Raw genomic sequence first — 12644 nt, 5'->3', positions numbered from 1 at the left:
TAGAATAGAGAATGAAAAAGAATTTCCTTTTGTTGTTTTTCTTGTTAACCACTTTTTCCTATGCGCAAAATCATTGGAAAAAAATAGAGGTTAATGATCCTAAAAATAAAACAGCGCATTATAAGAGAAAAAAGATATCTAAAAATGAACAATTATATGCCCTCGATTTAGAGCGTTTTAAAATAGAGTTAAAAGGGGCTTCAAAAAAAAAGAAAGCTATTATCTCTCTACCCAATACTACAGGTGGAATTTCAAGATTTATGATAAAAGAAACGGTTGTTTTTGAAGGAGGTTTGGCAAAAAAGTATGCCGATGTTAAATCATATATGGCCAAAAGTATGGACGATCCTACGTTAACCGCAAAAATAAGTATGGGTAGCGATGGAATTCATATCATGCTTCTTTCGGTAGGCAATGGATTATTTTATATAGATCCAAACACAAAAGACAACACAACTTATGTAGCTTATAAACGCGAAGACTTGGTTGAAGGTCTAAATAATTTTGAATGTAAAGTAGTACAAGGAAATAGCGAAAGTTTGTATGTAAATAAAAGTGTGGTAACAAATGGTAAAGAAGGAAAATTAAGAGTTTTTAGATTGGCTTTGGCTTGTAGTGGTGAATATGCTCAATTTCATTTAGAAAGGCAAGGCATTGCTGAGTCTGCTGCAGAGAAAATCAAGAAAGAAGTTGTTTTGTCGGCAATGAATACTTCTGTCACAAGAATCAATGCGGTTTTTGAAAGAGATGTATCTGTTAGGATGCTATTAGTAGCGCATAACGATTCCGTAGTTTTTTTAGATAGTGAAACCGACGGAATTACAGAAGGAACACCCGCTAAAATGCTTAAAGAAATACAAGATATTTGTGATACGTATATAGGAAATGAAAATTACGATATAGGACATCTTTTTAGTACACAAGGTGATGGCGTTGCAGTTTTAGAAAGTGTTTGTGTTAATGGCTTAAAAGCTATGGGAGTTACAGGAAGGTTAGATCCTATTGGAGATGCATACACTATAGATTATGTTGCACATGAAATGGGACATCAGTTTGGTGCTACGCATACTCAAAATAGTAGTTGTAATAGAACCAATGCAACGGCAGTAGAGCCAGGAAGCGCTTCTACCATTATGGGCTATGCAGGTATTTGTGATTCAGATTCGGAAGATACTATTGAAATAGATATTCAAAAAAATAGCGATGCTTACTTTCATGCAGTTAGCATTTTACAGATGAATTCGACGCTTGAAAAGAGTGCTACTTGTGCAATGATTCTAGAAACAAATAACAAAGTCCCTCAGGTAAATGCCGGTTTTGATGTTAGTATTCCTAAAGCAACTCCTTTTATTTTAAAAGGAGTTGCCATAGATGCTGATAGTAAAAAAATGTTGACTTATAATTGGGAGCAAATAGATAATGAAATTGCCGTAATGCCACCAGTTTCAACAAATATTGGTGGGCCGTTATTTAGATCTTTACCTTCAACAACATCTCCAGAACGGTTTTTTCCTACTTTGGAAAGCGTTGTAAACGGGAGTTTTAATACCTGGGAGGTGTTGCCTTCGGTAGCAAGAGAATTGAATTTTGCTTTAACGGTTAGAGATAATTTTTTTGAAGGAGGAGCAGTAGCAAGTGATGAGCTTAAAATAACAGTAACAGAAGCGGAGCCATTTACGGTAGCAAATCCTAATACTATTGACTGGACTGTAGGTGCTTCACAAAGTATTACTTGGGAGGTGTCAACTACAAATGAATTTCCTATAAACTGTCAATATGTAAAGGTGAAATTATCAATAGACGGCGGAGTTACATTTCCAATTACATTAACTGAAAGCACTCCTAATAATGGTTCTTTTAATTTTACAATACCTAATTATCCAAGCACAAAAGCTAGAATACTCGTAGCGGCTGTTGACAATGTTTTCTATAATGTAAACAATACAAACTTTACGATTAAGGCTAACGAAAGTGGTTTTATGGTCACTGCAATTACAGATCGTAAATCTGTTTGTGTTACTGTAGAAGATTCCGTGACTTATGAATTATCCGTTCATTTTATGGATGATTTTAATGAGACTATTTCTTTCAATGCTACAAATGTACCAAACGGAGCAGCTGTTTCTTTTGTGCCCACAACTACTAATAAAGACGGTACCGTACTCATGACTATTAATAATTTAGCTAAAGTAGCGGCTCAAAATAAAGAAATTACTGTAGTCAGCACTTCCGCATCATTTACCCAAAATTCCTTTGTAAGTCTAGCTTTTTTAGATACTTTTCTTTCAGAAGTGACGACAACAAAACCCGAAGATAATAGCATCAATACTAATTTAGCGCCTATTTTATTTTGGGATATAATTTCAGAAGCCACAGCTTATGAAGTGCAAGTTGCTTTAGATAGCGCTTTTAATTCTCTTGTTTTAGAAACTAATTCTTTCACGAATTCATATGTGTTTTCAACAATATTAAAGGAGAATACAACCTATTATTGGAGAGTGAAAGCCATAAATAATTGCGGCGAAAGTGCTTATTCATCTATTAAAAACTTTACCACTTCTCATCCCTCTTACTGTACTTCTACTTTTACAAAAGAAGCAACGGGTGCAGAACATATTACCAATGTTACTTTTAACACCATAAATAATGATTCAGGAAATGACATTGTAGACGGGTATCAGGATTTTACAACCTTGAATACAATAGTCCAAAAGGGAGCTACTTATCCTATAAGTGTTGCGTATGATACTGCCGGTTTTCAGGATCATTGTTTTGTGTTTGTCGACTGGAATCAAGATTTTGAGTTTGATGTAGCTACCGAAAGATTTGATTTAGGTTCTGGTAACAAAAGTGATACTACAACGACGTTTGACATAAAAGTACCCGATGATGCCTTGGTAGGAAATACAAGAATGAGAGTTGTTATAGAATATGATGATCCAACGAATACTTATGGAGAAAGTGCTTGTGATGCAACTCACAAAACAGAATGGGGAGAAACGGAAGACTATAGAATTATTGTTGAACCTACTAGTCTTTTAAATACGGAAGATATAGTTGTTCCGAATCAATTCAGTTTGTATCCTAATCCTACAGACGGAAAAGTGAGTTTAACTTTTGAAACCCAAAGTGGAAATCCCATTTCTGTAAAATTGTTTGATATGGCGGGGAGACAAATTGAAGTGAAAAATTTTATCAATACAACTTCTATCTTTTCTAAAGAATTATTATTTGCTAATGTTCCGCCGGGTTTATATGTGTTGCGCGTTCAGCATGGAGAATATCAAATCAACAAAAAATTAATCTTTAAATAAGAAGCGCAATTCCTATGCTTTTTACTAAAAATGAAAAAGGTTTTTAAATGAAGTGGAAATGATTGCGTAAAGGGGCGTCTTTTCGAAATAAAAGGCCCTTTTATTAAAAACCACCTCTTTGGGGTGGGCTAATACACTAAGCATTTCAATAGTTTTGCTTCAAATAAATTAAAAAATGAAGTTTCCACTTTGGTTAATTACGGGTTTGTTATATGGGTTGTCATGGCCTATTTTTCAAGACATCAATCTATCTTTTTTAGCTTGGTTTGCTTTTGTGCCTTTGTTTGTTTTTTTAGAGAAGAATAAAAATGAATTTTTAAAAAGCATGGTAGGTAGTTATGCGGCTATGGTTGTTTTTGGCTGTTTTTCTGCGGGTTGGCTTTTTAATTTTTCGGAAGCAAAACTACAAATAGCAACTATCTTTTTCTTAGAAGAACTTTGGTTTTTTATTCCTTTTTTTATCTACTTTTTTATACAGAAAAAATTAGGAACGGATAAAGCATTATGGTTATTTCCTTTTATTTGGATGCTTTGGGAATGGATCTATCTTGATTTAGAATTTACAATGGGTACACATGTATCAGCCTATTCGCAAAGTAATAATATTTGGCTCATTCAATATATAGATATGACAGGTATGTGGGGTGTTTCTTTTTGGTTGCTCTTATTTAACGTACTTATTTTTAAAGCTTATAAAGCTGCAGGTTCTACTTTAAATAATATTCTGTTTTATAAAAAAGTAGCATTCTTATCTACAATTATGTTAGGAATTCCATTAATTTATTCAGCTATTTCCTATTCAAAGTATGCTACTTTAAAAGGAAGGTCAATTGAAGTAACAATTGTTCCAACACAGTATTCTGCAAGGTTTTTAAACAATCCTGAAAATAATTTTCGCTTAGTAGAAGAAACGCTTCATAGAACAGATGAAATAGCATTTATAAGAAAAGAAAAAGGGAAAACTAGCGATCTATATGTATGGCCAGAAACAGGGTTGCCATTTACAATGCAGCAAACCAATTTAAGTTCGTTACTTTTTGAAGCGGCAACTGATTGGGAAGCGGCTTTACTTACCGGAGGAAAAGGAATTTTAGATCGTACAAAAACAGAGGATCAACGAACTTATGTTTCTGGAGTTTTAATTTCACATAAAAATACACAACCAAAATACCATCATAAAACAGTATTAACTCCCGGACAAGAAGCAATACCCTATCATTCATTATTGGCTAAAATTCCGAAATTTCCAATAAAAACAACAGACCCTAGGTATTTTAAAAAAGGAGAAAATTCTGAACCTTTATTATTAACCACTAAAAATAACGAAGATTTTCTATTGGGAATTTCATTGTGCTATGAACAGTGGTATCCAAATCATTGGGCAGCCATGTCTAGAAATGGAGCTAATTTCTATGCTCATTTAGCAGGTGAAGGTTGGTATGGTAAGACTGGTTTTATGAATTTTATGACCAATGTTACGAGAATGCGAAGCATAGAAAATCGGAAACAAACTGTGCGAGCAGCCAATGTAGGTTTGTCTGGTTTTATAGATCAACTTGGCAGATTGCATGATGTAGCTGATAATGGTTCAATTCAAATTAAGACTTCTAATTTAAAATCTTCTGATGAGGTAACGATATATGCAGACAAACCCAATTATTTTCCGCTATTAATACTAGCAAGCTTTTTACTCCTTTTGTTTTTTCAATTCTATAATAACATATTCTATAAACTTTTAAAATAAACATACTATTATGAAAAATAACTACATTTTAATATTTGCACTAATTTGTGCTTTTTCAAGCTCTCAAAATGCTTCGGCAGGTCACTCACAACAATGTTTTGACACAAGGACCAGTGCTAAAATAAATCAAAGATTTAGTAGAACCTTTGGAGCTTGTCGTTCAAAAAAATCTGATTCGAATAAAAACAGTTCTGCTTTGGCGCGGAAAAACTTTAAGAATAGAAATCGAGCTTTAAAGCGACAGAATACTATTGAAATTACATATAACGATTTTTTAGACCATCTTTCTTTGGCTAAAACAAGGAACGCTTTGGTTTATGATAATTCTTTTACCATGGATATTGGTTATATAGATAGTGGCGAAAATGAAATTTGGGAGTTGCCAAATTTAACCAACTTAAATGCAGTTTCAATAAATTTTAATCACGTAGCCCCAGAGGAATCTGGCGTTTTAGAAGATTTTCCTGATGATGCAACACATGCAGTTTATAGTGAATCAGAAGATTTATATGAAATTTATAGTCTTAATGAATTTGATTTGTTTTTATATGGTTATGGTGAAATTGATGAGGAAGATTATGATGATGATGGAGATACAACAGAAAGAATTTCGGTGGATTATTATGGAACCAAATCTCCAGTCCCATTAAAATTAGGCGAAGGTTATGAAGGTATTGTTACATTTATAAATGAGGAACCTGAAGGTGAAGAGCTAGACTCTATACAATACAGAGATATATATTATGTTGTTGGGCAAGGTACTTTAAAAACTTTTGATGATGGAGATGCAGAGGCTATTAAGTTAATCTACACAGAAGAAACACGTGAATATAAAGACGGTGAAGTTGTTTTATTCGAAACTAGAGATGAAATTATTATTTATAGTAAAGAAGGACATTACGTTAGAGCTGGTATAAATAACCCTTGGAATAGTGAAGGTTTGGTTACTTTAAACGATATCAATTATCAAAAAGTTCAAGGAAAAACGGCGAGTATTGGAACTGTGGATTTAAATGAAGTAAAAATATTTCCAAACCCAATTGTTTCAGGAGAAATTTTAACGATTCAATCAAATATAGCATTGAGTTCTTATGTTGTCGAGTTGTATACAATTCAAGGTCAAAAAATACAAACATTTTCTTTGTTAGACGGAAATTCTAGTCAGCAATATAAAATAAAAGTACCAGAAACGTTGGCAGGTGGAATCTATTTCTACCAGGTTCATAACGAAAAAGGGAGTAGGGTGAAGACAGGGAAAATCCAAGTTTTGTAAAAGTGTTAATCACAAATAATAAACTATTCAAAATAAAAACAGTAAGTAAAATCTTATGAAAATTTGCCCATATTGTCAATCTAAGTACAGACGAAGAATGAAAAGATCTAGTTTTCTTAAAGTTCTTATAGGTACAAAACTGTATCAATGTGAAAATTGTCATGAGAAATATATTTACACCGTTTTTAAAAAAGTTATAAGAATAAGAAAACAAAGGCAGTTAGGTTTGTAAGGCAAAGAGGGGGAAAGTTGAGGTGAACTTTGACGAATTTTTAGGGGTAAATATTTTAAAACAAAAGCCAATCTCTATCCCTCTGCGCTTCTTAAACTTTGCTACTCTTTAAACAATGCTTACTTTTGCAGTCAAATTTGAAAACAATAAATATGAAAGCATATGTTTTTCCAGGTCAAGGTGCACAGTTCTCAGGAATGGGTCTTGATTTGTATGAAAATTCTGAATTAGCAAAAGAATTATTTCAACAAGCCAATGAAATTTTAGGATTTGAAATCACTAAAATTATGTTTGAAGGAACGGCGGAAGATTTAAAACAAACCAATGTAACTCAGCCAGCTGTGTTTTTACATTCTGTGATCTTGGCAAAAGTGTTGGGTGAAGAATTTAAACCAGACATGGTAGCAGGACATTCATTAGGAGAATTGTCAGCTTTGGTTGCTAACGGAACTTTATCTTTTGAAGATGGTTTAAAATTAGTAGCTAAACGTGCAGATGCAATGCAGAAAGCTTGTGAGTTACAAGCGGGAACCATGGCAGCTATTTTAGGATTAGAAGATGCTGTAGTGGAAGAAATTTGTGCAGCTATTGAAGGAGATGTTGTTGCCGCAAATTATAACTGTCCAGGTCAGTTGGTCATTTCAGGAGAATTAGAAGCTGTAAAAGCAGCTTGTGAATTGGCTACTGAAAAAGGAGCGAGAAGAGCTTTGTTGTTACCAGTTGGAGGAGCATTTCATTCTCCGTTAATGGCACCTGCCAGAGAGGAGTTGGCAGCAGCTATTGAAGCAACGCAATTCAATGAGCCTTCTTGTCCGGTATATCAAAATGTAGTTGCAAAAGCAGTGACAAATGCGGATGAGATTAAAGAAAATTTAATAGCTCAATTAACAGGAGCGGTTAAATGGACGCAATGTGCACAAGCCATGATTGCTGATGGAGCTACGGAAGTTATTGAAGTAGGCCCAGGAAAAGTTTTACAAGGGTTATTTGCAAAAATAGATAGATCTGTAGCAAGGAGTAGTGCTGCTATTTAAATTCTTTTCTAACTTTATTGAAAAGTTAAACGCAATAAAAAAGGGATGCATTTTTAAATGTATCCCTTTTTTTATAAAGTTTTTACTAAGAACTCAAAATTACTTTTGAGCTTGTTGCCATTTCCAAGCAGAGCTTAAAGCATCTTCTAAAGACAATTCAGTTTTCCAATTCAATTCTTTGTTCGCAATGGTTGTGTCAGCAAAAGCAGCAGTAATATCTCCCGCTCTTCTTTCTACAATTTTATAGTTTAGTTTTAATTCATTTACTTTTTCAAAAGCTTTTATGATTTCTAAAACAGAGCTACCTTTTCCAGTTCCTACATTAAAGTATTCAAATTTTTCTTTGTTATTTCCGTTGATCAATCTTTGTAATGCTGCAATATGTGCTTTCGCTAAATCTACAACGTGAATATAATCTCTTACAGCAGTTCCATCTACCGTATCGTAATCATCTCCAAAAACAGATAATTCCGCACGCATACCAGCAGCCGTTTGTGTAATAAAAGGAATTAAATTTTGAGGAACTCCTAAGGGTAATTCACCAATTTTAATTGATGGATGTGCTCCTACTGGATTGAAATATCGTAAAGCAATAGTATTCAAGCCATGGGCCGTACTTGCATCTTTGATAATTTCTTCACCAATTTGCTTGGTGTTCCCGTAAACAGATTCAGCAGCTTTTACAGGTGCTTTTTCTGTAATAGGCAATTCATCTGCTTGGCCATAAACCGTACATGAAGAAGAGAAAATAAAATTATCTAAATTTCTATCTCTCATTTCTTGTAAGATATATACAAGAGAACCTAGGTTGTTTTCGTAATAATCTAAAGGTTTGTGCATGCTTTCACCCACAGCTTTAAAAGCAGCAAAATGAATAATTCCATCTACAGAGTACTCGTCAAAAAATGCTTTTACGTCATTTTTAATTCTTAAGTCCACTTGAGCAAACTCAGGTTTGATACCCGTAATAGCAGTGATATTATCTAAAACATCAATGGTTGTATTTGACAAGTCATCAATGATAACTACATCAAAACCTTTGTTTTGTAATTCCACAACTGTGTGTGATCCGATAAATCCTAATCCTCCTGTTACAAGTATTTTTGCCATTGTTTTATTTTATAAAGTTAAGTATTGTATTTATTATATAATCTTGTTGCTCCTCTTCCAATTCGGTATGCATTGGTAAAGAAATAACTGTTTTAATTAATTGGTTGGTTACGGCAAAGTCTCCTTCGTTGTAACGCTCATCTGCATAGGCTTTTTGACTGTGCAAGGGTACTGGGTAGTAGATAGCATTTGGAATGTTGTTCTCATTCAAATGCGCGTGTAAGGCATCTCTATCAGCTCCTACAATTTGTAAGGTATATTGATGAAAAACATGGGTTGTATAATCAGCTGTTATTGGTGTAATAATTTTATCAGAAGCTGAAAAACCTGCAGAATAATAAGCCGCAGCTTTTCTACGAGCATCACAGTATCCATCTAATAATGGCAATTTAATTCTTAAAATGGCAGCTTGAACACTGTCTAATCTAGAGTTAACACCTACCACATCATGATAGTATCTTTTGTACATTCCGTGGTTTACAATTCCTCTAATAATATGTGCTAAGTCGTCGTCATTGGTAAAGATGGCACCACCGTCTCCGTAACAGCCTAAATTTTTTGAAGGGAAAAAAGAAGTGGTTCCTATGTTTCCAATAGTACCTGCTTTTTTAGTGCTTCCGTCTTTAAAGGTATAATCTGCTCCAATTGCTTGTGCAGTATCTTCGATAACAAATAAATTGTGTTCTTTGGCTACTTCTAAAACAGCCTCCATATTGGCACATTGTCCAAATAAATGCACAGGTACAATGGCTTTTGTTTTAGGAGTAATTGCCTTTTTTAAAGCCTCAATATTGATGTTGAATGTATCAGCATCTACATCTACTAAAACAGGTGTTAGTTTTAATAAAGCAATGACTTCAACGGTTGCTGCAAAGGTAAAATCAACGGTAATTACTTCATCCCCTTGCTCAAGTCCAAGACCCATCATGGCAATTTGCAAAGCATCTGTACCATTGGCACAAGGAATTACATGTTTTACATCTAAATAGGATTCCATGTCTTCTTGCAATCCCTTAACTTCTGGACCGTTAATAAAAGCAGTAGATTGAATAACATTGATTACGGCTTCATTAACTTGAGTTTGAATTTTTTCATATTGACTTTTTAAGTCAACCATTTGAAGTTTTTTCATATTGTCATTGTTTTTCTTAGGAGAACAAAAATACAAATTAATTATGCCGGAAATCAGAAGTATGAGAACAATTTAAGAGAATATTCGAGTATCTTTAAAGAACTAAAATTCTGATATCTATGGCAAAGATAAAAATAAAAATCTTATTAAGTGTAATAATTACACTTATTATTCTTGCATTCTCGTTTCTAAACTATCAAAAGCCTACTTATAAAGGAGAAATTGCGGTTTCAGGACTTCAAAATAAGGTAGAAGTTTATTTTGACGAAACCGGTGTTCCGCATATTTATGCCGAAAATAATTTGGATGCCTACAAGGCTTTGGGCTATGTACATGCACAAGATAGGTTGTGGCAAATGGAGCTGTTAAGAAGAATAGCTGCGGGTAGACTTTCGGAAATGTTTGGTGAAAAAACACTAAAAGTAGATCAGTTTTTTACGGGTTTAGGAATAGAAGAAGCTTCCAAAGAAACGATAGAAAACTTAAAAAAAGATTCAGAAACATATCAGTTAACGGAAGCTTATTTAGAAGGACTTAATCAGTTTATAAAAGAAGGCGTAACTCCCATAGAATATCATTTGGTGGGTGTTGAAAAAGAATTTTTTGAATTGAAGGATGTGTACAATGTGTATGGCTATATGGCTTTTAGTTTTGCAATGGCGCATAAAACGGATCCTTTACTTTCTGAGTTGAAACATAAATTGGGTGCCGTTTATTTGAACGAATTACCTATCGAAATCGATAGTTCAAAAACGGCTATAATAGGAACACCTAATTTCAAAAATGTAGCCTCCATTTCGAATTCATTGAATTCCGTTTTAGAAAAATTGCCTGTCTCAAGTTTTGTAGGAAGCAATTCATGGGTGCTAGGTCCAGAAAAAACAGTGAATGGAAAAGTGATTTTTGAAAATGACCCGCATATTGGTTTTTCCCAACCTAGTGTTTGGTATCAGGCGCATATAAAAACGCCAAATTATGAATGTTATGGTTTTCATTTGGGCTTAATTCCTTTTCCTATGTTAGGTCATAATAGGGAGTATGCTTTTGGAATGACGATGTTTGAAAATGATGATATTGATTTTTATCAAGAAGAAGTTCATCCTACAGATAGCAGCTTGTATCGATATAAAGAAACATATTTGCCTTATTCAGTTGTTGAAAAAACTATAAAAGTAAAGGAGGTAGCGCCTGTTAAAATTTTAGTAAAAAACACAATTCATGGGCCTGTAATAAATAGTTTGTTAGAAGGAATAACTTTCGAAACACCAATTGCTATGAGTTGGATTTATACACAGCAAGAAAACAAATTATTAGAAGCTTCTTATCAAATGTCTCATGCCCATTCGATGTCAGATTTTGAAAAGGCCGCAAGTATGATTCATGCTCCGGGTTTAAATTTAATGTATGGAGATGCAAAAGGAAATATTGGTTGGTGGGCTTCTGCAAAATTGTATAAAAGAAAAAACAATGCCAACCCGAAGTTTGTTTTAAACGGAGCCGAAGGTGAAGACGACCAATTGAGTTTTGTAGATTTTACAAAAAATCCACAATCAAAAAATCCTGAGTCCAACTACGTGTATTCTGCCAATAACCAATCTTTTGCGACTTTTTATGACGAGGGAGTTCTGAAAAAAAATGGGTATCAGGGCTATTATTTGCCTGAAGATCGGGCTAAGAGAATTGTTGATTTATTGGATGAAAAAGAGAAATTTTCTATGGAGGATGTAAAGGAAATGACCTTAGATGTTAGGTCAACTGCTGCGCTAGAATTTTTAAGTTATTTTAATTTAGAAAATCTTAGAAAGGAGCGTTTAAGTTCAAATCTTTCAGAGGCCATTGCAATTTTAGTGGCTTGGGACGGAAAGTTTACCAAGGAGTCGGTTGGTGCAACAATTTATATGAAATTGTATTATACTTTTTTAAAGAAAACAATGGAAGATGAAATGGGTGGTCATTTGTTCAAACAATTTTTAAATACGCATATTCAAAAAAGAACAAGTAATTATTTAATTGCAAATGAATATTCTGTTTGGTGGGACAATGTACTGACAACTTCAATTATTGAAACTAGAGAGGATATTTTGATGGAGACTTTGGTACAAACAATTTTGGATTTGGAGCATCAATTGGGAGATGATATTACTGATTGGAAATGGAGGCGTGTACATACATTAGAGCATAAGCACCCAATTGGAGAAGTGGCCTTATTGAGAAGTTTTTTTAATGTTGGGCCTTTTGATGCTGATGGTGGAAATGAAGTGTTAAATAACTTGCAGTACAATATTGATTCTACTGGAGTTTATAAAGTAAAAGCAGGACCTTCTACAAGAAGGGTAATTGATTTTTCGGACCTAGAGAATAGCTGGGAGATTTTACCCACAGGTCAGTCTGGAAATCCGTTTAGCAAACATTACAAAGATCAAGCGGAAAAATTTGTCAATGGAGATTTTGTAAAAATGTTGCTGAATGAAAAGGAAATAAAAAAATCGGAAGATTTATTGATTTTAATACAGGAGCTTTAATAGAGGGGGCTTCTAGCATTGAAAAAACAGGTGGAGACTTACTAGATCTGGTAAATAAAGTAGCTAGTGGAGGGATACATGCAAAAGCAAGGAAATTAAATCAAGATGATTTTATTCCATGGAAACGAGGAATGTCATTATAAAAAAAATAATTATAGATGACAAAATTTAGTTTAAAAGTATTGAAAAACAGTATCATTTGTAATAAGTACATATATTTATGATGTCTATAATAAAGTAGCCATCATGGTATATTTTTAATACTAAAAAAAAAAAACTAAAT

Annotated in this window: 8 protein-coding genes; 6 read left to right on the top strand and 2 right to left on the bottom strand. The window is 33.6% G+C overall.

The genetic code is table 11. From position 1 onward, the window contains the following. Window positions 1-11: 11 nt before the first annotated feature. The 4 genes from FGM02_RS02850 to fabD all read left to right on the top strand — a co-directional run bounded on the left by FGM02_RS02850 (window position 12) and on the right by fabD (window position 7597). The gene (locus FGM02_RS02850; RefSeq protein WP_139956752.1) at window positions 12-3314 is read left to right on the top strand and encodes a reprolysin-like metallopeptidase; all 3303 of its coding nucleotides are present in this window, start codon (window positions 12-14) and stop codon (window positions 3312-3314) included. Window positions 3315-3489: 175 nt separating this feature from the next. Beyond that, window positions 3490-5058 (top strand): apolipoprotein N-acyltransferase, encoded by a 1569-nt coding sequence (lnt, locus tag FGM02_RS02845; protein ID WP_139956750.1) that lies wholly within the window; start codon window positions 3490-3492, stop codon window positions 5056-5058. Window positions 5059-5068: 10 nt separating this feature from the next. Then, window positions 5069-6331, top strand: coding sequence for a T9SS type A sorting domain-containing protein (locus tag FGM02_RS02840; protein ID WP_139956748.1), 1263 nt, complete (start codon window positions 5069-5071; stop codon window positions 6329-6331). Between the two features lie 384 nt (window positions 6332-6715). Next, a complete protein-coding gene (gene fabD, locus FGM02_RS02835) occupies window positions 6716-7597 on the top strand; it encodes an ACP S-malonyltransferase (RefSeq protein WP_139956746.1) in 882 nt (293 codons plus the stop codon). A 99-nt stretch (window positions 7598-7696) separates the two neighbouring features. On the opposite strand, the gene galE is transcribed toward fabD, so the two are convergent. Together galE and FGM02_RS02825 are read right to left on the bottom strand one after the other, a co-directional pair. After that, window positions 7697-8707, bottom strand: coding sequence for a UDP-glucose 4-epimerase GalE (gene galE, locus FGM02_RS02830; protein WP_139956744.1), 1011 nt, complete (start codon window positions 8705-8707; stop codon window positions 7697-7699). Between the two features lie 4 nt (window positions 8708-8711). Then, the gene (locus tag FGM02_RS02825; protein ID WP_139956742.1) at window positions 8712-9839 is read right to left on the bottom strand and encodes a DegT/DnrJ/EryC1/StrS family aminotransferase; all 1128 of its coding nucleotides are present in this window, start codon (window positions 9837-9839) and stop codon (window positions 8712-8714) included. 119 nt (window positions 9840-9958) lie between these two features. Between FGM02_RS02825 and FGM02_RS02820 the strand changes: the two genes are divergently transcribed. Both FGM02_RS02820 and FGM02_RS18390 read left to right on the top strand, forming a co-directional pair. Beyond that, a complete protein-coding gene (locus FGM02_RS02820; RefSeq protein WP_139956740.1) occupies window positions 9959-12361 on the top strand; it encodes a penicillin acylase family protein in 2403 nt (800 codons plus the stop codon). After that, window positions 12325-12504 (top strand): UxaA family hydrolase, encoded by a 180-nt coding sequence (locus FGM02_RS18390; RefSeq protein WP_139957744.1) that lies wholly within the window; start codon window positions 12325-12327, stop codon window positions 12502-12504. Before FGM02_RS02820 ends, FGM02_RS18390 begins: the two co-directional genes overlap by 37 nt. The last annotated feature ends 140 nt before the right edge of the window (window positions 12505-12644 follow it).

Source organism: Flavicella sediminum, assembly GCF_006381105.1.
Lineage (GTDB): Bacteria > Bacteroidota > Bacteroidia > Flavobacteriales > Flavobacteriaceae > Flavicella > Flavicella sediminum.
The sequence above is the reverse complement of the archived record's forward strand: the minus strand, read 5'-3'. Positions and strand labels throughout refer to the sequence as shown.